At 61.1% G+C, this 22,443-nt stretch carries 30 protein-coding genes; 14 read left to right on the forward strand and 16 right to left on the reverse strand.

Features of this window, described 5'->3' with window-relative positions; translation table 11 throughout:
* Positions 1–70: 70 nt before the first annotated feature.
* Both ilvD and C7G41_RS24030 read left to right on the forward strand, forming a co-directional pair.
* Positions 71–1,921, forward strand: a complete 1,851-nt coding sequence (ilvD, locus tag C7G41_RS24025) for a dihydroxy-acid dehydratase (RefSeq protein ID WP_106944835.1) — start codon at positions 71–73, stop codon at positions 1,919–1,921.
* 237 nt (positions 1,922–2,158) lie between these two features.
* A complete protein-coding gene (locus C7G41_RS24030) occupies positions 2,159–2,482 on the forward strand; it encodes a hypothetical protein (RefSeq protein WP_199198574.1) in 324 nt (107 codons plus the stop codon).
* A 2,281-nt stretch (positions 2,483–4,763) separates the two neighbouring features.
* Here C7G41_RS24030 and C7G41_RS24040 read toward each other — a convergent pair.
* Positions 4,764–5,333, reverse strand: coding sequence for a hypothetical protein (locus tag C7G41_RS24040; protein WP_106944837.1), 570 nt, complete (start codon positions 5,331–5,333; stop codon positions 4,764–4,766).
* Positions 5,334–5,746: 413 nt separating this feature from the next.
* On the opposite strand from C7G41_RS24040, the gene C7G41_RS24045 reads away from it, so the two are divergent.
* From C7G41_RS24045 to C7G41_RS37005, 4 genes are all read left to right on the forward strand, one after another.
* Positions 5,747–6,118 (forward strand): hypothetical protein, encoded by a 372-nt coding sequence (locus tag C7G41_RS24045; protein WP_106944838.1) that lies wholly within the window; start codon positions 5,747–5,749, stop codon positions 6,116–6,118.
* Positions 6,119–6,282: 164 nt separating this feature from the next.
* On the forward strand, positions 6,283–6,867 hold the full coding sequence (locus tag C7G41_RS24050; protein WP_106944839.1) for a hypothetical protein: 585 nt from the start codon (positions 6,283–6,285) through the stop codon (positions 6,865–6,867).
* A gap of 75 nt (positions 6,868–6,942) precedes the next feature.
* Entirely contained in the window at positions 6,943–7,386 is a 444-nt protein-coding gene (locus C7G41_RS24055; protein WP_146159791.1) for a hypothetical protein, read from the forward strand.
* 9 nt (positions 7,387–7,395) lie between these two features.
* Positions 7,396–7,839, forward strand: coding sequence for a hypothetical protein (locus C7G41_RS37005; RefSeq protein ID WP_146159792.1), 444 nt, complete (start codon positions 7,396–7,398; stop codon positions 7,837–7,839).
* Between the two features lie 2 nt (positions 7,840–7,841).
* On the opposite strand, the gene C7G41_RS24060 is transcribed toward C7G41_RS37005, so the two are convergent.
* From C7G41_RS24060 to C7G41_RS24130, 13 genes are all read right to left on the reverse strand, one after another.
* On the reverse strand, positions 7,842–9,278 hold the full coding sequence (locus C7G41_RS24060; protein WP_106944841.1) for a terminase large subunit domain-containing protein: 1,437 nt from the start codon (positions 9,276–9,278) through the stop codon (positions 7,842–7,844).
* The gene (locus tag C7G41_RS24065) at positions 9,214–9,606 is read right to left on the reverse strand and encodes a hypothetical protein (RefSeq protein WP_106944842.1); all 393 of its coding nucleotides are present in this window, start codon (positions 9,604–9,606) and stop codon (positions 9,214–9,216) included. The genes C7G41_RS24060 and C7G41_RS24065 overlap by 65 nt, the downstream gene beginning before the upstream one ends.
* A complete protein-coding gene (locus C7G41_RS24070) occupies positions 9,606–10,376 on the reverse strand; it encodes a hypothetical protein (protein WP_106944843.1) in 771 nt (256 codons plus the stop codon). The genes C7G41_RS24065 and C7G41_RS24070 overlap by 1 nt, the downstream gene beginning before the upstream one ends.
* Before the next feature lie 27 nt (positions 10,377–10,403).
* The gene (locus C7G41_RS24075; RefSeq protein WP_106944844.1) at positions 10,404–11,351 is read right to left on the reverse strand and encodes a hypothetical protein; all 948 of its coding nucleotides are present in this window, start codon (positions 11,349–11,351) and stop codon (positions 10,404–10,406) included.
* A gap of 82 nt (positions 11,352–11,433) precedes the next feature.
* Entirely contained in the window at positions 11,434–11,655 is a 222-nt protein-coding gene (locus C7G41_RS24080) for a hypothetical protein (protein WP_106944845.1), read from the reverse strand.
* Positions 11,656–12,222: 567 nt separating this feature from the next.
* On the reverse strand, positions 12,223–12,471 hold the full coding sequence (locus tag C7G41_RS24095; RefSeq protein WP_106944848.1) for a hypothetical protein: 249 nt from the start codon (positions 12,469–12,471) through the stop codon (positions 12,223–12,225).
* A gap of 863 nt (positions 12,472–13,334) precedes the next feature.
* Entirely contained in the window at positions 13,335–14,435 is a 1,101-nt protein-coding gene (locus tag C7G41_RS24105; protein WP_106944849.1) for an AAA family ATPase, read from the reverse strand.
* A complete protein-coding gene (locus C7G41_RS24110) occupies positions 14,432–14,653 on the reverse strand; it encodes a hypothetical protein (protein ID WP_106944850.1) in 222 nt (73 codons plus the stop codon). Before C7G41_RS24110 ends, C7G41_RS24105 begins: the two co-directional genes overlap by 4 nt.
* Positions 14,650–15,126 (reverse strand): hypothetical protein, encoded by a 477-nt coding sequence (locus C7G41_RS24115; RefSeq protein ID WP_106944851.1) that lies wholly within the window; start codon positions 15,124–15,126, stop codon positions 14,650–14,652. Before C7G41_RS24115 ends, C7G41_RS24110 begins: the two co-directional genes overlap by 4 nt.
* Positions 15,123–15,308, reverse strand: coding sequence for a hypothetical protein (locus C7G41_RS37010; RefSeq protein ID WP_146159793.1), 186 nt, complete (start codon positions 15,306–15,308; stop codon positions 15,123–15,125). Before C7G41_RS37010 ends, C7G41_RS24115 begins: the two co-directional genes overlap by 4 nt.
* Entirely contained in the window at positions 15,308–15,619 is a 312-nt protein-coding gene (locus C7G41_RS24120) for a ribonucleotide reductase (RefSeq protein WP_106944852.1), read from the reverse strand. The genes C7G41_RS37010 and C7G41_RS24120 overlap by 1 nt, the downstream gene beginning before the upstream one ends.
* Positions 15,616–15,807, reverse strand: coding sequence for a hypothetical protein (locus tag C7G41_RS24125; RefSeq protein ID WP_106944853.1), 192 nt, complete (start codon positions 15,805–15,807; stop codon positions 15,616–15,618). Before C7G41_RS24125 ends, C7G41_RS24120 begins: the two co-directional genes overlap by 4 nt.
* Before the next feature lie 3 nt (positions 15,808–15,810).
* Positions 15,811–16,002 (reverse strand): helix-turn-helix domain-containing protein, encoded by a 192-nt coding sequence (locus C7G41_RS24130; RefSeq protein ID WP_106944854.1) that lies wholly within the window; start codon positions 16,000–16,002, stop codon positions 15,811–15,813.
* A 156-nt stretch (positions 16,003–16,158) separates the two neighbouring features.
* On the opposite strand from C7G41_RS24130, the gene C7G41_RS24135 reads away from it, so the two are divergent.
* A complete protein-coding gene (locus tag C7G41_RS24135; RefSeq protein WP_106944855.1) occupies positions 16,159–16,440 on the forward strand; it encodes a hypothetical protein in 282 nt (93 codons plus the stop codon).
* Positions 16,437–17,603: a tyrosine-type recombinase/integrase gene (locus C7G41_RS24140; protein ID WP_106944856.1), complete on the forward strand. Its 1,167-nt coding sequence runs from the start codon at positions 16,437–16,439 to the stop codon at positions 17,601–17,603. Before C7G41_RS24135 ends, C7G41_RS24140 begins: the two co-directional genes overlap by 4 nt.
* 199 nt (positions 17,604–17,802) lie before the next feature.
* Here the strand turns inward: C7G41_RS24140 and C7G41_RS24145 are convergent, their stop codons facing one another.
* Both C7G41_RS24145 and C7G41_RS24150 read right to left on the reverse strand, forming a co-directional pair.
* Positions 17,803–18,915, reverse strand: a complete 1,113-nt coding sequence (locus tag C7G41_RS24145; RefSeq protein WP_245446662.1) for a site-specific integrase — start codon at positions 18,913–18,915, stop codon at positions 17,803–17,805.
* A gap of 38 nt (positions 18,916–18,953) precedes the next feature.
* Positions 18,954–19,475: a hypothetical protein gene (locus tag C7G41_RS24150; protein ID WP_106944858.1), complete on the reverse strand. Its 522-nt coding sequence runs from the start codon at positions 19,473–19,475 to the stop codon at positions 18,954–18,956.
* Between the two features lie 108 nt (positions 19,476–19,583).
* On the opposite strand from C7G41_RS24150, the gene C7G41_RS24155 reads away from it, so the two are divergent.
* From C7G41_RS24155 to C7G41_RS24180, 6 genes are all read left to right on the forward strand, one after another.
* Positions 19,584–19,784, forward strand: coding sequence for a helix-turn-helix domain-containing protein (locus tag C7G41_RS24155; protein ID WP_106944859.1), 201 nt, complete (start codon positions 19,584–19,586; stop codon positions 19,782–19,784).
* Positions 19,781–20,026 (forward strand): DUF6074 family protein, encoded by a 246-nt coding sequence (locus C7G41_RS24160; RefSeq protein WP_106944860.1) that lies wholly within the window; start codon positions 19,781–19,783, stop codon positions 20,024–20,026. The genes C7G41_RS24155 and C7G41_RS24160 overlap by 4 nt, the downstream gene beginning before the upstream one ends.
* Positions 20,023–20,607 carry a hypothetical protein gene (locus tag C7G41_RS37015; RefSeq protein ID WP_146159795.1) on the forward strand — a complete coding sequence of 195 codons (585 nt, stop codon included), beginning with the start codon at positions 20,023–20,025 and terminating at the stop codon, positions 20,605–20,607. Before C7G41_RS24160 ends, C7G41_RS37015 begins: the two co-directional genes overlap by 4 nt.
* A gap of 227 nt (positions 20,608–20,834) precedes the next feature.
* Positions 20,835–21,089, forward strand: a complete 255-nt coding sequence (locus tag C7G41_RS24170; protein WP_106944862.1) for a hypothetical protein — start codon at positions 20,835–20,837, stop codon at positions 21,087–21,089.
* Between the two features lie 161 nt (positions 21,090–21,250).
* Positions 21,251–21,943 carry a recombinase family protein gene (locus C7G41_RS24175; RefSeq protein WP_106944863.1) on the forward strand — a complete coding sequence of 231 codons (693 nt, stop codon included), beginning with the start codon at positions 21,251–21,253 and terminating at the stop codon, positions 21,941–21,943.
* Positions 21,944–21,959: 16 nt separating this feature from the next.
* Complete coding sequence (locus tag C7G41_RS24180) at positions 21,960–22,415, forward strand: hypothetical protein (protein ID WP_106944864.1); 456 nt, start codon at positions 21,960–21,962, stop codon at positions 22,413–22,415.
* Positions 22,416–22,443: the final 28 nt, after the last annotated feature.

The raw sequence follows: 22,443 nt of genomic DNA on the forward strand, positions 1-22,443 counted from the left end.
CCGGAAAGGCCTGAGGCGGCTTCGAAAATTTGCCCCGCCCGGCCAGCCAAACCCGAGGACGGAAACCGCCATGCCAGCCTATCGCTCCCGCACCACCACCCACGGCCGCAACATGGCGGGCGCCCGCGGCCTCTGGCGCGCGACCGGCATGAAGGATGGCGATTTCGGTAAGCCGATCATCGCGGTGGTCAATTCCTTCACCCAATTCGTGCCCGGCCACGTCCATCTGAAGGACCTCGGCCAGCTCGTCGCCCGCGAGATCGAGCAGGCCGGCGGCGTGGCGAAAGAGTTCAACACCATCGCGGTCGACGACGGCATCGCCATGGGCCATGACGGCATGCTCTACAGCCTGCCGTCGCGCGAGCTGATCGCCGACAGCGTCGAGTACATGGTCAACGCCCATTGCGCCGACGGCATGGTCTGCATCTCCAATTGCGACAAGATCACCCCCGGCATGCTGATGGCGGCGCTGCGGCTCAACATCCCCGCCGTGTTCGTCTCGGGCGGACCGATGGAGGCCGGCAAGGTCACGCTGCAGGGAAAGACCAAGGCGGTCGACCTGATCGATGCCATGGTCGCGGCCGCCGATTCCAAGGTCAGCGACGAGGACGTCAAGGTGATCGAGCGCTCGGCGTGCCCGACCTGCGGCTCGTGCTCGGGCATGTTCACGGCCAATTCGATGAACTGCCTCACGGAAGCCCTTGGCCTTGCGCTCCCCGGCAACGGCACGGTGGTCGCAACCCACGCCGATCGCAAACGCCTGTTCGTCGAGGCCGGCCACACCATCGTCGATATCGTGCGCCGCCACTACGAGCAGGACGACGCTAGCGTGCTGCCGCGCAATGTCGCGAACTTCAAGGCGTTCGAGAACGCGATGACGCTCGATATCGCCATGGGCGGCTCGACCAACACGGTGCTGCATCTGCTCGCCGCGGCCCATGAAGGCGAGGTCAAGTTCAGCATGCAGGACATCGACCGGCTGTCGCGCCGCGTGCCTGTGCTCTGCAAGGTCGCACCATCGGTCGCCGACGTGCATGTCGAGGACGTGCATCGTGCCGGCGGCATCATGGGTATTCTGGGCGAGCTCGACCGCGCCGGCCTGATCGACACCTCGGTCTCGACCGTGCACGCGCCGACCATGAGCGACGCGCTGGAGCGCTGGGACATCAAGCGCTCGAAGAGCGAGTCGGTCCGCACCTTCTTCCGGGCTTCGCCCGGCGGCATCCCGACCCAAGTCGCGTTCAGCCAGGAGCGTCGCTACGACGAGCTCGATTCCGACCGCGAGAAGGGCGTCGTCCGCAACCTCGAGCACGCCTTCAGCAAGGACGGCGGTCTCGCCGTGCTCTACGGCAACCTTGCGCAGGACGGCTGCATCGTGAAGACCGCGGGCGTCGACGCCTCGATCCTGAAATTCTCCGGCCCCGCCCGCGTGTTCGAGAGCCAGGATGCGGCGGTGGAAGGCATTCTGGGCGGCAAGGTCGTTGCCGGCGAAGTCGTGGTCATCATCTATGAAGGCCCGCGCGGCGGTCCCGGCATGCAGGAGATGCTGTATCCGACCAGCTATTTGAAATCGATGGGGCTGGGCAAAGCCTGCGCGCTCGTCACCGACGGACGCTTCTCGGGTGGCTCGTCGGGCCTGTCGATCGGCCATCTCTCGCCGGAAGCAGCCGAAGGCGGCAACATCGGTCTGGTGCGAACCGGCGATCGGATTGCCATCGACATCCCGAACCGCAGCATCACCCTCGAGGTCTCCGACGAGGAGCTGGCCACGCGTCGCGCCGCGGAAGAGGCGAAGGGCGATGCCGCCTGGCAGGCGAACGGCCGCAAGCGCAACGTCTCGACCGCGCTTCAGGCCTACGCTGCGCTCACCACCAGCGCCGCGCGCGGCGCGGTGCGCGAGGTGAAGCGTCGCTCGAAGTAACCGCGTCTCGTGCGGGCGTGATGCAAGCATCACGCATCGCACATGGTCAACAAGTTCTGAACGGCCGGCGCAAGCCGGCCGTTTGCATTAAGGATGCCCCGACGAACTTCGGCAAAGCAAGGTTTTGCGGCGTATACTGCCAGCGATCTTCGCAAATCCGTTTCGGGCAATTGGGGCACCACAATAATGTCTCGCACTCTCGCTGTCGTTTTCTCAACGATCGTCGCTGCGATTTCCATGACGACTGCTGCTTCCGCCGGCTGCTACAATTGCTACACGCCGCCGCCGTGCACGACCTGCTACCAGCAGCAATACGTGCAGCCGCAATACCGCACCGTCGACGAGACCGTGATGGTGTCGCCCGGCTCCGTCGTGGCGCACCGCGCGCCGGCGCAGTACCGCACCGTGATGGTGCCGCAGACCGTGATGGTGGCGCCGCCGAGCGTCCAGTACGAGCGCATCCCGCCGCAATACGCCACGCGCCAGCGCGTCGAGATGGTCCAGCCGGGCTATTCCTATTACGCACCGGTGCAGATGAACTGTGCGTCCTGCGGGTACTGAGCCGACGAAGCTACGAAGAATTCAAGCGGCGCTCCTGACGGGGCGCCGTTTTGCTTTTTAGAGCGGGAAACGAGGCCCGGAGATAGACCGGGCCTAACAACCCGCGACGCCCTGCAGGGCAGTTGCGTATGACGTGCACGATGCCGCGACATCGGCAGTGAGGTCCCTCTCCCGCTTGCGGGGGAGGGCTGGGGTGGGGGTGTCTCCGCATCGGGATTGTCGAGATTGCGGAGGATGTCCCTGTGTGGTGAGAGCCCTCACCCGCCGCGCGCGGGACGATGCTGCGCATCGCCCGGGGCGCGTCGGCCTCTCCCGCAAGCGGGAGAGGCGGAGCAAGCCGCGCCGTCCTCGGGAAATCAATATGAGATTGCACTGCGACGTCCTGGGGGATGTCGCGGTGTCCGGGATTGCTGAGAGGGGTCTAGACAAGGGAAGAGGCGTTGCCTGACGGTCGTGTGCGGCCGAGAGGTTTCGGGTCCGGTGCCAACTTCGCGTTGCCATGCGCCGTCGACTGCGTTAAGCGACAGCCATTCTGGACTTGGAAGGGTGGCCGAGTGGTTTAAGGCACCGGTCTTGAAATTCAGGAGCGGCCATTCCGGCCCGTACCACGGAATGCCGTTCAGGCCTTAGATTGCAGGGTTTTCCGCAATCTCAAGGCGCTTTCGTCTCGCTCTATCCTGCGTCGTCCCAACGAGTTGGGTAGCAAATCCGGTAGCACCGGGCGCGCCCCAACCAAGCGGGGCGGCCATGTTTGGAAAACTGAGAACTCTCGGCTTTTGGCTCGGCATCGCTGCCGGCCTGGCACTGGCCTTGTGGATGTGGATCGATATGGCCCGCGGTGAGCCGGCGGGGTCAATCCGCGGTGGGTGCAGCGGGAGCTACGACGCGCAGTAGGTCGCGCACGTTCTGAGCTACTAGGAATCGATAATTTGCGATGTACTTACGATGCCGCTTTGATGGCTGTATGCCTCGTCTTATCCGACACCACACGCCTACGCATGCCGACGGCCGGCAGATGAAGATTACCTTTGGCGAGATGCGCGAGATGGGCCTATGTCGCGTTCTGGTTTATTGCCATTGTGGCCATCACGTTGCACTAAGCGCCGATCGCTGGCCGGACGATGTTCGCTTGTCTTGTGTGCGCCGGATGCGGCAACCGGGGGGCTCAGGTCAGACCGGATTTCACCAGCGGCAAGCCGCCCCAATTCGCGACCTCGCACCCTCGTTAGCCGCGCGTAACCTCCAGCTAAGTGTCCCTCAGAAATTACGGATGAGAGTTGTTGCGCGGAAGACACCACCTCGCCAATTCGGCAGCAGCCCCTTTGCGCTGCATCGCAACCGTTGGTAACAGGTGGCGGCCGTGCACTTCGCCTGGGGTAGGTTGAAGGACGCTCGGCACACGGCCGCCCGGTCACGGGGCGGCCGTGACCGTTTCCAGCAAAGCATGAATTGCTTAAACTTGTGTCGATGTGGCGAGCGTTAAGTTCATTGCGCTCAACGCTTTTTTCACAGTCCTGCCGACGCGGTCTCGCGCCTGATCAAGTCGGCCCCGAGCATGGGGTCCGCACCTAGCCAGCGCGGGGGCCGAAGGTCTGCCGGACCAAGCCCGACAGCCAACGCGTGAGCCGCTATTGCTCCTGAATCGAGACTCAGCTCTCATTCCGTCATCAAATTGCCCGGAGGGCGATCGTGAGTGGCGAAGCCGGATGCATCGTTTGTAGCCAACCTCGAGTGCTCAAAACTGTTTTCCCCGTGACCAAAGGCTACGAACTGAAGCGTTATGAATGCGCCAGTTGCGGCAGCGATCTGTTGCTAGTCACTAGAGTGTCCAAACTATCCGCCCCCAAGCGGCGGAGGGCAAGACTTGCTCCAGGTACGCGGTTCAAGACGATCGACGCGGCGCTAAAGGGGGCAGCTCGTGCGGGAGTTGCTGCAAAGAGCCGAAAAGCCCGCCAGGGTGAACCGGCGGGCTTCGTCGTTAGCAGTGGTACAGCGGGAATAACGGATCGGAACCGCACTCGACCCCGCTGATGCTTTGACCGGCTATGGCAAGGGACAAGCTCACCTTTAAGAACAGCCTCGCGACGTAGAGGCGCATCAGTCGCATGTGGGCTCCCCGTGCCATGCGGCCTGATACCTGTCGACGAGCTTATCCAGCATTTCGGACAAGTGAAACACGGCGAAGCACAGCTCTGGTCGTGTGCCGTCGTCGACCTCCGAGATCATCTGCGCGGCGATCTTGCACATGCGGTCGGGGTCACCGGCAATCCAACAATGTTGCTCACGCCACCACCCCCGGCGCTAATTCGGGCAGGATCTCGGCAAGGTTCTCAATTAGCAATTGCTGCCATGAGCCGGTCTTGGTCGGGCCCGGGTCGTTAACGTCACGATAGAGACCCTCAGGCCAACTCATACCATCGGTATCGGCTTCGACGGCGTATTTGAGCAACGCGATACAGCCCGCCATCGTTGTCGGCCCCTCGGAAAGCAAAGCGCAGGCCGCGTCAGTTTCAGCGCCGTGGCAGTGCTCTAGAGCGCTCTCGGCTTCGATCCACCGCGGATCATCGGTCTCTACTATGGTTTCTTCCCACGCGGTTACACGGGACCGGCATTTTTCGAACGGCAATTCGCGGTCTAGCGCCGAATGCAGGTCGAGGGCGGCTTCCAACGCTGCCTTGGCTCTCTTGTGAGCTTCGATAGCCGCATAGATCGGGTCCGGACTCGCCACAGCGGCTCCGGCCGGGTGGGGCAGTGGAAGTGCCATCCCGAGCGCGGCGCTACCAGCGGCCACGCCAGCGGCTTGCAAGAGAAATCGCCGCCTGGGCGGGAACATGGGTCTTTCAATGGTCATGGTGGTTGCTCTCGGTATCGGCTTCTTAAGGCCGTCGCCGGTGTCAGACCGGCAGCCGGGAGTTAAGAACTGGCCGAGAGACCAGCGGCGACGCTTTTAAGGGTTTCCCCTCTGGACATAGCGCGGCCCTCCCGGCCATAATGGCCAGGTTGGGACGCACGCCAATGCGCCACCACGTTCGGCCGCAACCCCACGACGCCAATCGAAGGGGCATTCTGACAAGGAATGGTGCGGCTATATCTCGGTCCGGGTTCTTAAGCCCACGGACATGCTGCTCCTGATTTGCTTAAAAATCCATCCCCTCCCTTGGGCGCATTAATCCGTAGGACTACCCGTGCAGCGAAAGATCAATTGATCTCGCGCGCTAGTTGAGCTTGGGTAGCGCTTTAGAAATCGGCCGGGGGGCAACATTCATGCGCATTTTGGGAATCGTGGCGCTTGGCGCCATGTTAGCTGGCTGTGCGTCAGCATCGTCGGATATCGCGCCATCGTACGTTTCACCGGTCGTGTACCAGTCCTACAACTGCCAACAATTGGGACTTGAGGCTCAGGGTATTTCGCAGCGAGCGGCCGCCCTTTCTGGCGCCCAAGACAGCCAGCGGACGAAAGACGGCCTGGTGACGGCGGCTGCTATCGTCGTGTTCTGGCCCGCCGCATTTTTTGTCGGCGGTGACAAACAGTTTGCCGCGGAGCTCGCCAACATGAAGGGCCAAATGGTCGCGATCGAGCAGGCGAGCATTCAGAAAAAATGCAACATCCAATTCCAGGGGAAGCCCCCGGCGTAAATGGGGCGGCAAGCACCGAAACTGAACACGCCAATCGAGTGAACATGCTGACCTGCCAGCGCCCGTGAATTACCGGGAGAGGGCCTCACGCGACCTGTACGCGAACAGGGATCGGCTCATATTCCCAAGCCAGCGATCCGCAATCCAGCCTCGGGAGCAAAGAAATGAGCATTTTTGACAGCCTGCCTAAATCAGATTGCGAAATCGTCAGCGCCACAGGTCAGGTCAGCCAAACGAAGGCGGCGATCCTGCCGGAAAACATTGTCGTGACCGACACCAAAATTCCGATCGCTGTTGGCGATGAGATCCGGCGTCGTATTCCTAGTGGTCAGGACGAAGTCTACGAGGTGTTAGACCCGGCTTACTTCGAGAGTTGGAAAAACATACCCGCGCATTACAAGATCAAATATCGACGAAAGGGCACCTTCAAACACGGTGAAGGCGGAAATTATACAATCCAACTGTCGGGCAACAATGCTCGTGTAAACATTCGCTCTCACGATCAATCGACCAATGTCGCCGTCGAGGGCGACGTTTTCGGAGATCTGACGGCAGCTCTAAAGGGTGGCGTATCGAATGGGGATCAGCTAGCGAATCTTCTGTCGGCTGTTGACCAGATGCGCAAATCACAGAAGCAGCCTGGCTTCCCGGCGGCGTTTCAGAAGTTCATGTCCCTTTGCGCAGATTGCCTTCAACTGGTGACGCCCTTCCTGCCGGCGCTCACGGAGTTGCTGCCCAAGAGCGGCTGAGGAAGGATGCGCGGACCCCCTGAGGATTCACGGTGTTGGCTGGGCACATATTGTTGGATGAACTAGAGGAACCCAATGGATCAACGACCCAATATGCGCGAGTTCTCGACGATCGCCGGGCTTATCCTCGATCAGCTGCTGGAGCACCATCCGATTCGCGTGAACATTAGCGACTATCCGGTGATGCTGATCATGGGGGTTACTGACCCAACGGACAAATTGGAGTCGGGACGCATGTTCAAGGAGATGTTTGGCGCAACGCTGCAATGGTTGAACGAGGAGGAATTCGTCCACGGCGGAGGCTTGAGCCCCCGCGAACGCTTGAGGCTAACTACAAAGGCGCTGGCTGTTTTGAATGCGGTGCCTCCAAATCTGGGTGGCCGGTCCATCGGAGACTCCATCGCCGAGGCCAAGAACGCAGATGCACCTGAGGCCCGAAACAGGATCGCTACTTTCTTCGGTGATTTCATCGGCTCAGCCGCGGGATCATTCCCCAAATCGGCGGGATCGGGCGGATAGGCGCGACCAATGCCAGCGGAATCTAATAAGTTCCTAGCTGTCAGTTATCTTACTGACGCCACTCAATATAGACGAGCTGCAGAGGTCCTCCATGCCTCTCAATTTCCTGAACTGAGCAGCCCTCAGTATTTCCTGATCGCCCAGAGTATCGAGCTGTTCTTAAAGGCGTACATAATCGCAAATGGTGGCACCCAGAAGGAGTTAACCAAACGCGACATTCGCCATTCGTTAAGTCGGCTTTTCGAAAGAGCAGTGGTTTTGGGCTACGTGTCACGAAGTGTGAAAAGTAAAGCAGTTGTCGATCTTCTCGATCCGCATCACGCGGAGCATACTTTTCGCTATCGGAAAACAGGATACAAAACGTATCCGACCATACGGGAGGCCCTGGATACGCTTTCTCGCATGGAACGAGAGATCGCTCCGGTCGTTTCGCGAACGATCAGTTCTGCATAGACCTAACTGCCCAACCAGGCGGTCGCGTCGTGCCCACCACCCCAGAAGAAGCCCCGCCGGCGCCGCGGCTTGTCCCGCCGATAGATCTGCTCGGCAAAGCGCAGCATCATCATGGCGTACCGGGTGGCGGACAGAAGGTCGTCTCCCAGCTTCACGACCTTGCCGTCTTTCCGGTGGAATAGCCGGAATTCCTCGAACCAGTCGAGCAGGCTGCTGAACACCTTGAGCTTGCCGGTTTCCATCCGTGTCAACATGTCCATCAGCCCCGCCTCGACGCTGACTGATCCGTCCTGAAACTGCGCGTGGACGTCGAGCATGTTGAGCTGCTGGGCCCGATACTGCTCCGCAAGCGCGACGCCAGCGCCCTCCAGCGTCTCCCGGCGGCCGTCTCGAGGCCATGCCCAGGGCAGGGGCCCCCACGACCTGATGGCGCCAGCGTGCACCACCGGTGTTGCTTCCCGCAGCCGGTGCGCCTTGATCACGTACACGACATCCTGATCAGCATCCCAGGCGAGCTCCACCGCGGCGAAAGGGTGATCCCAGCCGAAGTCCATGCCGCCGATCCGGTGCCAGTGGGTGGGGATCTCGAACGGCTCGACCGTGATCGATTCCTCGGTGACCGGGAAGATGCGGCCGGAGCCCAGGATCGGAATGCCCTTGGTTCGGGCGTCGCGCTCGTGCGCCGGGTAGCTGGTGATGATCTTCTGCCGCTGCTCCGGCGTGAAATGCTCGGCTTCCTCGATCGTCATCGAGGTATCGTTGCGGTCTGGAGACTTCTCGAGCAGGAAGCGGCGCACCACGTCCGACATGCCGAGCAGGGGCGTGAAGGTCAGCCAGACCGGTCCTTGTGTGACGTTGGTTCGCGTCAGGCCTTCCGAATAGATGTCCTCCGGAGGCTCCTCATCGAACCAGAGCCAATGCAGGGTTTCCCCCTGCCATTTCTCGCGGCCCTGAACGTAGGATTTGAGACCGATCGAGCTATGACCGGCCTGGACGTCGCCGCCGCCGCCCCAGCGAACAATGATGGTGCCGACGAGGTCGGACACCCCAGCGCCAGGCACGGTCTCCACGATCGCATCTTTCGGGATCGAGCCGGTACCGTGCTGGCCCACGCGACCAAGCAGGATCCGCTGCGGATTGTCTCGCAACGTTTCACCGGTGGGGCTGCCAACCCACGCGAAGGTGGGCTCATCGAATACCTTGCCGGTCCAGTCATCCGGGTAGCGGCCGGTCGCGTGCATTGCCGCTTCAAAGCCGCCAGCAATCGTCTTGCCAACCTGGTTGGCCGCACGGAATAGCCGCTCGCGATAGGTTGCGCCGGCTTCGTGGAAGGCCCGCTGCTTCGCATACGGCCGGTAGTACTTGAGCCGGTTCTCAGTTAAGCGCCGGTTTAGCTCCGCTTGCGCCTTCGCCAGCGCTTTGGCCTCTTTCTCGCTCAAATGCTTTTCGGCGGAAGTCGTCGATGATTTCCCTGAGCTCTTCGTCGCCGACGTCGTCATACCGGTTGTCCTCGATGGTGTATTCCTTGGGAAGCACGCTCGCGATCAGCTTCAAATAATCGCGCGGGTTCTCACGGTAGACGATCTCAATAGCTGCCTGGCCGCGGGGAAGTTCGGCCGCGTTTTGCGCACCGCCCCGCATGTGGAAGTGGTCCAACAGCGCCTGGATGAAATCGGCATGCAGCTTGTTGCGCGCGCCCTTGTGGCGCCCACCATTGCCGCTGTTGCCCGGCAGAAACCGGCCGGTTTTCGCGTCCTGCTCTGCCATCAATCCTCGCCGCTCTGGTTTGGATTGTTGGAGAAAGACAATCCGGGATTGAGCACGGTCTCATGATCGACATAGCCACCCGGGTGCCAGCCGTCAGATTCATCCCGCTCGAACGCCTCTGCCGCGTCGAGATCGGTGACACCGTTTTTGTCGGTCGCCTTCTCCCAGCTCGAGCGATCATCTCGTTTCAACGAGAAGGGCTCGACTTTGCTGCCGTCCGGGTTTTTTGTGTTGCCGTATTTTTCGTTGAGGTAGCGTACGAGCTTGTTGTCATGGTCGGGCCGAGTGTCGTATCGGCTACCGAATGCCTCGACAGCCGCCCCCTCGTGATCCTCATCTGCGATCATGTCGTCCAGACGTTCGCTCCGGCCAACGTGATCACGGGAAAGCTGCGCGTACGTCTTGCTATCGATAGTGCCGTCCTGCCACTTCTGTTCGAGTGCATCAGCCTTGACCTTCCGCTCGACCGCCTTCCGGCTGTCAATCACGTCACTGGAATCGCGGTCATCTTCATAACCGCGCGCCAACGCTTCCAGATCGTTAAGCGAGCCGTCCGCTTGCATCTCGGAAAAAACGTCCATTGGCATTTTGTCGAGCATCTCGTGCCAGAGATGGGCCTCATAATCTTTGTATTCCTTGTGCGTCAGCTTGCCCGCGGAAACCATCCCACGCGCGTGCGCGATGGCGAAATTGGCCCCGCGAAGGTCATCGTTCCACTCGGGATTGCGTTTGGCGAACGCGGTCTGTGCCAGAAGGTGTCGGCTCGTCATGGTGCATCCTTTCAGTGTCTGCTGAACTCAGAGCTTGATGAAGGTTGTCGCGAGGATCGTCGGCTGCACGACCGCGTGCGGCAGGCTCAGGCCGACCGGGTCCGTGGCATTAGCCACGTTGTCAATCGAATGGATCACGATGCCCGTAAATGATGCCCCTGTGGTTCCCGTCACAAGCTGGCTCTGAACAGTCGCGGCCTGCGTGCCGTCTTGGCGTGCCGCTGTGCCGTAGTACTGGTACTGATGTGTATGGCCCGGATCGCTCATCGTCACCGAATGGCGATGGCCGGCAAGCTCATTCACCGTTAGAATGTGCTTTTCGTCGCCACCAGCAGCCCCGAGGTTGATGGCTGTTGCGCCAAAGTAAGTCGCTGTGAGCCGCCCAGCCGCCGTGTTGCCCATGTCGTCGAGGCTAGCCAGAACACGACCGCGGCAATCAGGGAGCGTCAGCAGCTTGTTTGCTGCCCAGTCCGCTGCTGCAGAGGCGCCCCGGCCACCGCTTACAGCAAGGTTTGCATCAGCGCCCCAGAGATACTGGAACAGCGCCTGCACATCAGCGTTCGCACGCTCGCTCGCGCCGGAGCTTGCAGAGCCTATCGTCTTGCCGTTGCAGCGAACCCAGCCCGTGAGCGAGCCGGTCCCATAGAACTGCATGAAGGCGCCGGTTTGGAAGATCGTGGTTGGGTCTACCGTGCCGCCACCACCGCCACCGCCCGAAGGACCGACGATCAGCAGATTGTCCTGAACGAGCTTTTGAGCGCCGTTCTTGTCGGTGAGGCGGATCTTGATGTTGCCGTCAGCACAGAAGAGCTGAGGCACACGGCCGGCAGCATCGAGCGTGACAGGGTTGGGCCAGGGCAGGGTGAGCCCCGTGTCCTGATAGCAATTCTGCGGCGTAGCCGTGGTGCCAGCTTGAATGAGGTAAAGTTTCCCGCCGACAAGAGGCTTGGCCAACTCGTCAAGCTGCTGCGTCATGCTGATGCCGGGGATGGTACCGGCGGCGAAAGCTGGCGCGCTAGTAGGGCAGGGATAAGCGCTGCGAGGATCAGTTTGCGCATCACTGCACCACCGTCAGATTCTTACGGAGAACGGCCCTGGTCAGCTTGTCCGGGTTCTCTCGCAGGATGGACACCAGGTCCGTCAGTTTTACGGGATTTGCGCGGCAATCCTCGATCCGCTGGGCGATGCCTAACAACAGCAACGCGACCGCGTCTGATGGGCTGCCATGGCTGACCTCATCGCAGAGGTCTTCGTACAGCTTGTTGTGAATGATCCTCATTGGGCAGCCCCCGCCACAGTCGCACGCGGGGAGGGGATCACACCTTCCCGCCGGAGCCGTTCAACGACGGTATCGCGGAGGAAGTTGGAGCGGGTGGTGAAGCTCGCAGCCGCCGAGCGGTCGATTACATCAAGCAGCTCAGGCGAACACTTGAAGACGGCTCGCTCGGTGAAGTGATCGGACGTTTGTTCGGGCATCTTGGTTCGCACCAGTGAGTGATTTGGTGCGATCAATATAGGTCTGATGGGAATCCGAAGATAGAAAAAACGTGTTGTGGATCAAAGGCTTAATGGCACTAAAGAGTACTGATCGACATGGTGAGGGATTCGCGGTCTTTAAAGTTGTGAAATGCGCCGACACTTGCGCGGATCCTCGCGAGAGTGGCTCACTTGGCTCCAATCAAAACGCTAACCAGCCAACCGATGGAGCCGCCCACCAAAGGGCAGAGAATGAAAGGGATGCCGAGGTTATACCAAAACTGCGACCACGAGTCCGCTGCTCGCCAAAGCCAGAGAAGCCCGAGAGCAATACCGCTTAGGCCCCCAGTCGTAACAAACTCATTCGACATCAGATATCCAATTGCTCCCGCACCATGCAGACCGACGGCGGCTCCATCGAGGCCAGCCGGCGTTCGCATTCGGCTTTGGTCTTGTCAGAGTATTTCAGCCCGTCATGCCATCCTGGCCGAGGTGCATTGCCGTAGCGGAGGATATACTCCACGCCGTCTAGCTTCGGCGGGAAGACGTCCCCCTTGGGCTGTTGAGCCAAAGCCGGCCCTGCCGTGAGGGAAAGAATTGCGATCGTCAGAGCCCGCATTTTGCCTCCTACCGAATTGCCAAACCGGTGCTTGTCAGCCGCTAAACTATTGAGCCGACTCAAATTCTCTCACGTCTGAACGTGTCGTTGCTACCGCTTTGCTACCAAAGGCCCGGAAAACGACGCCTCCAGGACGATCGCGCCGAACGCGCTGAGCCATTCGTGCCGCTGCTCGGACGATCGCTCGGCGCTGATGCCGATCAGGCTTGCCGCTGGATTGTGGATAGCACCAGGCGGCCAATTCCGCCGTTGTAAGTTCGGTTTCGGGCAGAGCCATGAAAGCTCGCCAAACTCGCCGCTGGATCCTGCCAGCGCCTCGCAAGGCGACAGCCGCAACGGTCTCGCCGCTTGCTCCGGCCGCTGTTGGGGTCCTTTCCAAGTCTTCGGTTCCTCAGTTACGGGTTACGGTTCGGGTTACGTTACGGTTACGGTTCAGACCGGTTACGGAGTTACGTTACGGTTCGGCTCTCTTTAGAGAGCCGTAACCCGTAACCGAACCCCTGGGCGAAAGTGCCGGCTTTCGAACATCTCCAAATTGGTGCACTCTGGACGTCTTTCGAGGAGCACGATGATGAAAAGTATTCAGTTGGCGATGCTCGTGACTGCCCTTGCTATCTTTGCTGGCGAAGCGCAGGCGGCGTGGGGTTGCGGCGAAGGCTGTCACAGGACAAGCGGTGGCGCCTGCGTCGTTGACGGCTGGGGCACGGGAGCCAAGGTTCGGAACGAATGCCCGGTGACCTCCCGCCCCCGTCCACCTTGCGGCGGTGGGGAGTTCGTCTGGGACCGCGGCAAACAGGCATGCTTTCTCAGTCCCCGCAGCTGGTTCTGATCTCTCGCATTCGCCCTGGCTCGCAGATTGAGCATCAGCCATGGTTCACCTTCCAACGACCGCCGCACTCCCTGACCATGGATCGATCCTCCAAGGCTTTGCGGAGGTCGTGCAGGGTTGCTTTGCGGTTGGCGCCAAGGCCGACTGCCTTTGCCTCGTTGTTCCACTCCTCAAGGGTCAGGCCAGCGTCCCCCGCATCATAGAGCAGGCGATAGAACGTCTGCTGATTGGATGAGAGCTTGGGCGACCGAGACGGCGGGGCCGGCGCGTCGGCGGCTTCAACGATGTTGACCGTGATCGGGTCTCCGTCCTCGTCCAAGCCGAACTCATGTACTTTCGACTTAAAGGAAAACAGCGGGCCTTCCGGCATATCGTTGGCTTTGAGCACCGTGGCTGTCTTCACCTCGGTGCCGGCGATCGTCACCATCACGTCAACGTCCCCCAGGAAGGCGTTGGAGCCTCGGGAGCCGCGGGTCTCGTCCTTGCCTGTATGACCGACCAAAGCAACGTGCGGGCCATGGCAGGCGTCCTTGATGCGCTGGACATTTGCAAAAACCTTGCCCTGGTCCTTGTCTTTGTCCTCATCACCTCCGCCGGCAGCAATGAGTTTGGCGAAGGTGTCAAAGATTAGCAGGCCGGGACCGACGCCGTACTCCTGGCTCAGCTCTTTGATGCTCTGCATCACATGCGGAACGCTATCGGCCGCCGTAAGGTCGACCATGCCGGGGCAGATCATAACCGGCATCTGGTCGCGGTCGTCTTCCGAAAGCTCCATCCGTATGCAGTGAGCCATCAGCCTGCGGTGAACGAGGTCGGACCTTTCCAGGGCGAAGTACATCACGCCATAGCAGTGATCGACCTTCCGGCCGTGCCACGGCTGCTTATTCGCAACGCACATGGTCAGCTCTGCCATTAAAGCCGACTTCATTCCGCCGGGCGGCGCGATCCATGCCGACGTTTCGCCTTGGGCGAGGAGCCCTTTCACAAGCCAGTTCTTAGGCTTTGGCAGGAACGACAGCTCCTGAATGGTGCGTACCGGATACTTGAGCCTGGCGCGGCGCGCGCGCGTCTCCCTGTCTTGCTCTTGCCGGAAGGCGGCAACCTCGGCCTCTACGTCGAGCGCGTGCACCGTCATTCGCACACCATCAATTCCGGGTACACGATGTGCAGCACACCCATTTCCTCGAGTCGAGAATCCACCTCCGCAGTCGAAAGATTGCCGTTCTTGAGGCTGATGCCGAGGATCTTAGCCTCGCTCTCGAGCCAGCGCGCGCGGCTGCACATGAAGCGGAGGCCGGCGAGCTGCAGTTGCTTTCGGATGTTGGGGTCGGAGACCATGAGGGGATGGCTCATGCCGCACCCCCGATCAGACGCAAGGTTTCGGCTCCATAGCGGGCTATCAGGGCGGCTTCGGCGCGGCCGTGGTCCTTCTTGCGCTTGAAGTGGTCGGCGCAAGCCGGGAACAGCCTTAGCGCTAGTGAGCGAGCCTCCTCCTTGTCCGAGGACAGGCGGAGATGCCCCTTCCACTTGGAAGGCGTCACAAGGTGTAAGGGAATTGCCGCCGCACCAATCACCCCCAGGACTACGCCATAAGCGCGCCCGAACTTGAAGGTGGACGAGACGCCTTGTCCTGGCATGGCATTGACCCGCTCCAGGAAGACGAGATCAGGCGCCATAGCGGCAATGCGCCGTGCGAGGTTCACGGCGTCCACTTCACCGGCCGCGATCGGCATGTCTTCCACGGCCACTCGTTCGGGATGGCCGGGAAAATAGAACGCGATCGCTCCGGAAGCGCCGGGATCGATACCGAGAATGCAGTTTGTCATGCAGTCCCCCTGGGATTGGAGGGCACCAGGGACGCCAAGAACCCGGCTGTCTTGCTTGATTGAATAAGGCGTGCGGCTTCCAGGAATTTCCTGGCAAGCTCTTCCTGCTCTCCGCGCGCATAGTGCTCGAGGCCATGATCGCGGATGCAATCGATTTGCTGCTTTAGGGCTTTGATGTGCATTACAGCGCCTCCGGTTTGGAGATGCGGTCAAGGGCAGCGCCGATTGGAGACGACGCAATCCCGAACTTGTCGCGCTTGATGCTATGGGAGATCTGCCGCAGAGAAACGCCGTACTGCAGCGCAAGGCTGGCGATGATTGCGGCGTCAGACATGAGCACGTCGAGCATGCTGTTGGACCGATCGGCGTTCAGGAAAATCTCGCCAACCTCTCCATCCGGCCTATAGCCGGTGGTGAGGATCACACGGATTCCGTCGCGCTCGAACTCTTGCGTCTCGTTCGGCCGGCGATTTGGGAGTTTTTCGCGGCTCATTGGCGCACCTCACCGAAAGCGAGCTCCGCGATCATGACGGCGGTTTGGGCGGGCAACGCGAATATCTCAGCGAGGTATTGCTTGCGAAGGGTGGCGAGAGCATATTCCGGGTTGTTCGAGCCGTCCGCCTGAACAGTTACCGGACAACCCCGTGCCGCCAGCGCGGGGTTTTCCATTTTTGAGGCCATGATCTATGCGGCCTCCGTCTTGCGCGGGTTTTCGAGCATCTGCTCCAGCGCCTTGACCGGCACCTTCAGCAGCCGCCCGATCTTGATGGTGGGGATTTCCCCGCGATCTGCGGCGGCATAGGCCGCATTCCTCGAAAGGCCAAAGTAGCGCTGCCCGGCCTCGGGTACGCTGATCGTAAGCGCCTTCTCCGTCATTGCTCAGCTCCTTGTGGTACAAAATCGTACCTACCGAAAGCTGGCTGCTTCGTTGCTACCCTGCAAGAACGTTTTTGTACCCACATGGTACTTTTCTGTTCCTAATCCCGAAGCTCCGTGCTATGTCATCCCTTGTCGTACCAACGGAGCACGGGAATGGCGGAAAAGGATCAAGAGCATTTGCGCATCCGGCTAGGCGCGAAGCTCCTTAAGAAAATCGACGCTGCCCGGGAAAAGAGCGGCCGCACAAGAACGGACGAGATCGAGGCGCGGCTGACGGAGTCCTTTACGCGGCTCGAGATGCAGGAAGTCGCTCAGATCGCGGCTCGGGAAATGATCGTCGAGCTCGAGCGGCGAGCGCGGGAACTGAACGCTCAGAAAAGCCAGCTCGTCGACTTCTACGAAGCTCTGATTGGCAAAAAGGGGAATGATAAATGAAGGGCTCCATCCGCGAACGCTCGCCCGGCCATTGGGCCATCATCCTTGATCAGCGCGACCCGGCTACCGGCAAGCGCAAGCGCAAGTGGCACAGCTTCAAGGGCACCAAGCGGCAGGCGCAGGACGCATGCGCGCGGCTGATCACCGAAATGAACGGCGGCGGCTACGTCGAGCCTTCCAAGGTCACGGTCCTGCAATTCCTCGACCGCTGGCTAAAGCACATCAAGCCGAACGTCTCGCCGCGGACCCATGAGCGCTATGAGCAGATCGCCACCAAGAACCTCGGCCCACTGCTCGGCGCCAAGATCCTTTCGAAGCTCCAGCCGATCGATATCAGCGAGGCCTACGGCAAGGCGCTGGAAAACGGCCGCCGGGACGGGAAGGGCGGTTTGTCCCCCCGCACCGTGCACCACATGCACCGCGTCTTGTTTTCGGCTCTTGGACAGGCCGAGCGCTGGCGGTTGATCCCCCGCAATCCCGCCGCGCTGCTCGAGAAGCGAGATCGGCCCAAGATCGAACGCAAGCCCGTCAGGACCATTGATCCGAACGCTACAGCAGCGGCTTTTGATGCCGCCCGGGAGCGTCGCCTGTTTATCCCGCTCATCTTGGCAACGCTCTGCGGGCTCCGCAGGGGCGAGATTACCGCCCTCCGGTGGCGATCGGTCGACCTTGAGACCGGTCAGCTTGCCGTCATTGCCAGCACCGAGCAGACCGACGCCGGCGCGATACGCGAGAAGGAAGCCAAGAGCGGCCGCGCGCGCACCATTGCAATGCCGGCCATGGCCGTTGAGGAGTTGCGCCGGTGGCGTGTCCTGCAGGCTGAGGAACTCTTGCGCCTCGGCGTGCGCGGAGATGGTGATTGGCACGTCGTTACCCAGGCGGACGGTTCACCGCTCCAGCCTCGCAGCCTGACGCATACGGTTTCCGAGTTCCTGAAGGAGTGGAAGGTCACGCTGCACGGTCTCCGGCACAGCCATGCCAGCCACATGCTGGCCTCGAATATCCATCCCAAGATCGTGCAGGAGCGGCTTGGCCGTTCCTCAATCGCGATCACGATGGACATCTACAGCCACCTGATGCCGAACATGCAGGGTGGGGCGGCGGCGGCGGTTGACGACGCCATGCGAGCCGCCATAAAGAAGCGAACCGACGACGTTGGGTAGCAAAGCGGTAGCAGAGTCCTCTAAATGTTCTCTGCCAAGCGACGAAAAGCTAAACAATTTCAAAGTCCGGAAGGGTGGCCGAGTGGTTTAAGGCACCGGTCTTGAAAGGCGTTCTCGGCTGTTGCGCCTAATACCGAGTTGTCACCGTGCGTCGGATTTCATTTAAGAAAATCCAGTAACCACGCTCATTGAATGGCCGTTAATCACGTTCCGTAATTGCCTGTCCGGTGGCAAATCCGGTGGCAAGAATCGCAGTCTCGATCGCCGCTGCTGCCCGCTCGTCTGTTTGAGGGATCAGGTGGGCGTACACGTTCATGGTGATTGCTGCTGAGGCGTGCCCTAAGCGGCGACTCACTGTCAGAATATCGATGCCGCCCGCGATCAACTGGCTGGCGTGCGTGTGTCGAAGGCTATGGAATGTAGCGGTCACTTTCGCCATGCCAGCGGTGCGCTGCCATTCCTTGGTGACGGCGTTTGGCTTTCGCGGCTCGCCGTTGCTGTCCGCGAAAACCAGCGAACTTGGTGGAGATTTGCCGGCGCCGAGCGCCAACCGCAGCTCCTGCTGCGCCTTCCAATGCGATCGCAGGTCCGCGACCGCAGAGGCGGGCAGGGTAATTGTTCGCCGTCCGTGTCGCGTCTTTGGTGGCTTGAACCGAAGGCCCTGGGCGGTTTGCTCGAGAGATCGAGCCACGGTGATCTGGGATCGATCCAAGGAAATGTCCTGCCAGCGGAGGGCAAGCAACTCACCGCGCCGCATGCCGGTTGCGAGCGCCAGCGCCGCGATCTGGTAGATCGGGCGGCCGCGCGCCTTCTCCAGGACGGCTCGGATCTCGGCCGCTGTGAGAGTTTCCACTTCCTCCTGGTCGACGTGTGGGGCTTTGACCCGAGCGGCCGGGTTGGTGGCGAGAATGTCCCAATCCATCGCATGACCGAGAGACTGCCGGAGGACTCGATGAACATGGCCGACCGTCCGGGGCGCAAGTGACGCGCCTAGCTTGCCGTACAACTGTGTCAGGTGGACCGCGCGCAGCTTTTGGACACGGCCGACGCCGAGATGGGGGCGGACGTGAAGCCGCAGCAGCTCGCCATATCGCTCGGCGGTTTTGGGCGACACATTGCCGGGCACCCAATCGCGTAACCAGCGATCGAGGAATTCAGAAACCGTCATCCGCGTGGGGTCAACTTGCTCGCCGGCGGCGGCCGCGGCAATCAGTTTGGCGAGCTCGATCGCCGCCTCGCGCTTGCTGCCTTTAAACGAGGCGTAGCGCGTCTTTCGCTTGCCGGCGGCGTCGGTGCCGACGTCGTATTTCAATTCCCATGTGCGGTCTCCACGGGGGCGTATATGGCCTGTCATGTCTGTGCCTCCAGCGTTTGCGCCAAAGCGACAAGATCGTCGCCACCAAACAAGCTCGCCTCGACGGTCAAGAGAGCAGGAGGCCGGGCATCAGCGAGCCCTATGAAGTTGACGCCCTGCCCATTCTCGAGCCCAATCGAGCCGCCGTAGAGCTTGCGAACGGCTCTGATCGAGGTGATCTTTCGTGCGAGCCCGGCGTCAGCGAGGGCCTGTGCTACTGCATCTTTGAAGCCTGTCTCCGCCGCGAAAGGGCCGCGCCGCTTCGTTCCGATCCGGCAGTTGGCGAGAGCTGGCGTCGCTTCCGGCACTTCCGAAAGATTATCTGTCGCCAGTACTGACACGAGTATCCAAGCCACCGAATCCGGAGTTGCAGCCGCTCCGCCGCTCGCCCATCCACGTCCTGTGGCCTTGGGAAGTGCTCCGATCCGCACGAGCGCTTTCTGGCGTTCGTAAAGGGCGGCCTCAGAGAACCCCAGCAGGGGGGCAAGAACTCGGTGGAAGCTCGCAAGACTGGCCATGACTAGGAAGTCCTAGTCCATCTTTCGTGTGATTGTAAAGAATATCATTGCAGGACAAAAGACGAACGCGTATCTTTCGTGTAATTCACACGAAAGAAGGGCCTGACAATGACGAGCGATGATAACAACCATCACGACTCCCGCCTTGTTTACGATGTGCCAGAAGCTGGCGCGCTGCTCGGCCTGACGCGTAACGCATCTTACGAGGCTGCCAAACGCGGCGATCTGCCCACGATCCGTATCGGCAAGTTGATCAAGGTGCCGCGGGCAGCCTTTCACCGCATCCTCGAGCAGGCGGGTGAAAAGTGAGTGCTGCGGTTTTCCCGTTTCCGCTGGCCAGGCGCCGAGACATGATCGCCCGCCAAGCGCGGTATGCCGCTGAGCTCAGTGCCGACGCGGGTGAGCGCCACATAGCGCATCAGGTCAAGCTGCAGGCCGACGCCATGCGTCGAAAGGGGGTTAGCGAAGATCTGATCGCGCGCGAAATTGCCTGCATGGACAGGGCGATCAGAGCGCTGCTGGAGCGCGCAATGTCTGGCGGTGTTCGATGAGCCGTAGCAGCGCCAAACGAATTCCCGGGCAGTTTGCGCCTCGACTTGTGGAGATGCTGGAATCGCCAGCCTTCTGCGTCCTCACCCTGTCTGGCCGGCGAGTGTTAGACCGGGTTGAGATCGAACTGGGCCATCATGGCGGCAACGAGAATGGTCGGCTGCCCGTCACTTACGATCAGTTTCAGGAGTATGGGGTCGATCGGCAAGCCATTGGGCCGGCCATTCGGGAAGTGGTCGCGCTCGGCTTTCTCAGGATTACGCGGCCTGGCCGGGCAGGTAATGCTGAATGGCGGCGACCAAACCTGTTCCGGCTAACCTACCGGCACAGCAAGGGCGAGATCGCGCACGGCACCAACGAATGGCGCCAGATCATGACGCTTGAGCAGGCGGCCGCCATTTCAAAGGCAGCAAGGTCAGCCAAGTCGCAAAAAACAAAACCCCAGTGTGGGAAAACACCAAGTTTCAGGGGGGATAGTCCCCACCGAAAACAGCCAATTCATGGTGGGGAAACCCACACTACAGCGCATGGTGGGGAAACCCCTACTACTATCGATATATCGGGTAGGGAGGACGCAGCTTGAGGGACCAAGACCTTCGCGTCCTCGCCATCGTGAGGCGGAGCCCATCCGGCGCCAGCGCCGTCGACATAGCCAAAGCGGCTCTCGGTCACAAAGCCCGTAGGCACTCCAAGACTAGTTTGAACATGATCGGCCTCGGGATCGCGGCGCGCTTGTGCGGGGAGGGGGCGATCGAGCCGACGCGAAGCAACCTGTTCAAAATCAACCGTGACGGAGACTGAGACCACCGCATGAGCAATACCGAGAACGCCAACACATGGGCCTCCCCGATCTGCGTCGGGTGGGAAGAGATCGGGTTGCACATGCGCTGCTCGGATGAAGCGGCCAGATACCGGGCCCGCATCCATGACCTTCCAGTCTACAAGCCAACGGGCTGGAATAAGCCCATCGCCATCAAGGCCGAATTGGACGCCGCGCTGCTCGAGATCGCCCGCCATGCGCAAAGGCTGACCTGGGGCAAAAAAGTAAGCGAGACCGAGGGCTGATCTGCTGATCTGGTCAGCGCTTCCGGACTGGAAGTGGTCCGTCGTGGAAATGTCCGCGCTCCGGACGTTTAAGGTCATCTCGAAAGCGTGACTTGCGCGGCTCGATCTTCCATTACATAACTGTCAACGAACGTTGACGGCACTGTAATGGGGGATTGGGCATGGCTAACACCGGGGCATTCATCACCTACTACCGCGTGAGCACCACCAAGCAGGGCCGCTCTGGGCTGGGCCTGGATGCGCAGCGCGCCGCCGTCGCGACCTACCTCAATGGTGGCGACTGGAAGATCGTTGCGGAGTTCGTCGAGGTCGAGTCTGGCAAGCGATCGGACAGGCCCGAGCTGGACAAGGCCCTGGCCGCGGCGCGCGTGCACCGCTGTCCGCTGATCGTCAGCAAGGTCGACCGGCTCACGCGCTCGGTGGCCTTCCTGTCCCGGTTGCTGGAGGCCGGCGTCGACGTTCGGTTCGCCGACCTGCCCCAGATCGAAGGCGCGACCGGTCGCTTCCTCTTGCAGCAGATGGTTGCGGTGGCCGAGCTCGAGGCCGGCATGATCAGCGCCAGGACCAAGGCGGCACTGGCCGCGGCGAAGCGGCGTGGCAAGAAGCTGGGTGGCAACCGCGGCACCGTGCCGACGGCTAAGGCCGCCAAGAAGGGCGCAGCGGCCACTGGGAAGCGTGCGGCAGAGAGAGCGGTGGATCTAGCCCCCACGATCAAGGCCCTCCAGGAAGGCGGCGCTGCCTCTTTGCAGGCCCTTGCCGATGGGCTGAACGCTGCCAGCATCCCGACGGCCCGGGGCCAAGGCCAGTGGTCGCCGGTGCAGGTGATGCGCGTGCTGTCTCGCATCGCGCCATGAGTGGCAAGGGTTGAGCATGAACAAACTACCGTCTCGCAGGCGCACGGCTTGGCACGAAGCAGGCCATTCGGTTGTGGCGTGGTCGCAAGGCTTCACACCAATACTCGTCTCCATCCGCCGGCAGGGCGAGAGCTTTGGTAGGTCCCACCACACGCCGGCCGGCAATCCCGCGGTGCCCGAGGAGCGACAGCGCGAGAATATCGTCGCCATGGGGGGCTGGGCGGCCGAACTGGTCTCGGGTGAAGCGTCTGACGGCATCACCTACGATTCCGGGGACATGAGCGCTGTCCTGAACAGCATCGCTCCCGATCGGATTGCAATCGAGCTTGGCTGGGCGGAAGCTGAGGCGCATCGGATCGTTACGGCGAATGTAGACCGAGTCCAGAGGCTCGCTGAGGAGCTTCTCAGGCGTGACGAAATAGAGGGCGCCGCGAACATCTTAGCGATTATTGAGGGGCCCGCGTCGCAGTGACGAAATAATTCTGCACGGCCCATCCCCA

The organism is Bradyrhizobium sp. MOS002, assembly GCF_003020115.1.
Lineage (GTDB): Bacteria > Pseudomonadota > Alphaproteobacteria > Rhizobiales > Xanthobacteraceae > Bradyrhizobium.

Bases quoted from the DNA above. Each gene is read 5' to 3' on its own strand.
- ilvD (WP_106944835.1), top strand. From the start codon at position 71: ATGCCAGCCTATCGCTCCCGCACCACCACCCACGGCCGCAACATGGCG.
- C7G41_RS24030 (WP_199198574.1), top strand. From the start codon at position 2,159: ATGACGACTGCTGCTTCCGCCGGCTGCTACAATTGCTACACGCCGCCG.
- C7G41_RS24040 (WP_106944837.1), bottom strand. From the start codon at position 5,333: ATGACCATTGAAAGACCCATGTTCCCGCCCAGGCGGCGATTTCTCTTG.
- C7G41_RS24045 (WP_106944838.1), top strand. From the start codon at position 5,747: ATGCGCATTTTGGGAATCGTGGCGCTTGGCGCCATGTTAGCTGGCTGT.
- C7G41_RS24050 (WP_106944839.1), top strand. From the start codon at position 6,283: ATGAGCATTTTTGACAGCCTGCCTAAATCAGATTGCGAAATCGTCAGC.
- C7G41_RS24055 (WP_146159791.1), top strand. From the start codon at position 6,943: ATGGATCAACGACCCAATATGCGCGAGTTCTCGACGATCGCCGGGCTT.
- C7G41_RS37005 (WP_146159792.1), top strand. From the start codon at position 7,396: ATGCCAGCGGAATCTAATAAGTTCCTAGCTGTCAGTTATCTTACTGAC.
- C7G41_RS24065 (WP_106944842.1), bottom strand. From the start codon at position 9,606: ATGGCAGAGCAGGACGCGAAAACCGGCCGGTTTCTGCCGGGCAACAGC.
- C7G41_RS24070 (WP_106944843.1), bottom strand. From the start codon at position 10,376: ATGACGAGCCGACACCTTCTGGCACAGACCGCGTTCGCCAAACGCAAT.
- C7G41_RS24075 (WP_106944844.1), bottom strand. From the start codon at position 11,351: ATGACGCAGCAGCTTGACGAGTTGGCCAAGCCTCTTGTCGGCGGGAAA.
- C7G41_RS24080 (WP_106944845.1), bottom strand. From the start codon at position 11,655: ATGAGGATCATTCACAACAAGCTGTACGAAGACCTCTGCGATGAGGTC.
- C7G41_RS24095 (WP_106944848.1), bottom strand. From the start codon at position 12,471: ATGCGGGCTCTGACGATCGCAATTCTTTCCCTCACGGCAGGGCCGGCT.
- C7G41_RS24105 (WP_106944849.1), bottom strand. From the start codon at position 14,435: ATGACGGTGCACGCGCTCGACGTAGAGGCCGAGGTTGCCGCCTTCCGG.
- C7G41_RS24110 (WP_106944850.1), bottom strand. From the start codon at position 14,653: ATGAGCCATCCCCTCATGGTCTCCGACCCCAACATCCGAAAGCAACTG.
- C7G41_RS24115 (WP_106944851.1), bottom strand. From the start codon at position 15,126: ATGACAAACTGCATTCTCGGTATCGATCCCGGCGCTTCCGGAGCGATC.
- C7G41_RS37010 (WP_146159793.1), bottom strand. From the start codon at position 15,308: ATGCACATCAAAGCCCTAAAGCAGCAAATCGATTGCATCCGCGATCAT.
- C7G41_RS24120 (WP_106944852.1), bottom strand. From the start codon at position 15,619: ATGAGCCGCGAAAAACTCCCAAATCGCCGGCCGAACGAGACGCAAGAG.
- C7G41_RS24125 (WP_106944853.1), bottom strand. From the start codon at position 15,807: ATGGCCTCAAAAATGGAAAACCCCGCGCTGGCGGCACGGGGTTGTCCG.
- C7G41_RS24130 (WP_106944854.1), bottom strand. From the start codon at position 16,002: ATGACGGAGAAGGCGCTTACGATCAGCGTACCCGAGGCCGGGCAGCGC.
- C7G41_RS24135 (WP_106944855.1), top strand. From the start codon at position 16,159: ATGGCGGAAAAGGATCAAGAGCATTTGCGCATCCGGCTAGGCGCGAAG.
- C7G41_RS24140 (WP_106944856.1), top strand. From the start codon at position 16,437: ATGAAGGGCTCCATCCGCGAACGCTCGCCCGGCCATTGGGCCATCATC.
- C7G41_RS24150 (WP_106944858.1), bottom strand. From the start codon at position 19,475: ATGGCCAGTCTTGCGAGCTTCCACCGAGTTCTTGCCCCCCTGCTGGGG.
- C7G41_RS24155 (WP_106944859.1), top strand. From the start codon at position 19,584: ATGACGAGCGATGATAACAACCATCACGACTCCCGCCTTGTTTACGAT.
- C7G41_RS37015 (WP_146159795.1), top strand. From the start codon at position 20,023: ATGAGCCGTAGCAGCGCCAAACGAATTCCCGGGCAGTTTGCGCCTCGA.
- C7G41_RS24170 (WP_106944862.1), top strand. From the start codon at position 20,835: ATGAGCAATACCGAGAACGCCAACACATGGGCCTCCCCGATCTGCGTC.
- C7G41_RS24175 (WP_106944863.1), top strand. From the start codon at position 21,251: ATGGCTAACACCGGGGCATTCATCACCTACTACCGCGTGAGCACCACC.
- C7G41_RS24180 (WP_106944864.1), top strand. From the start codon at position 21,960: ATGAACAAACTACCGTCTCGCAGGCGCACGGCTTGGCACGAAGCAGGC.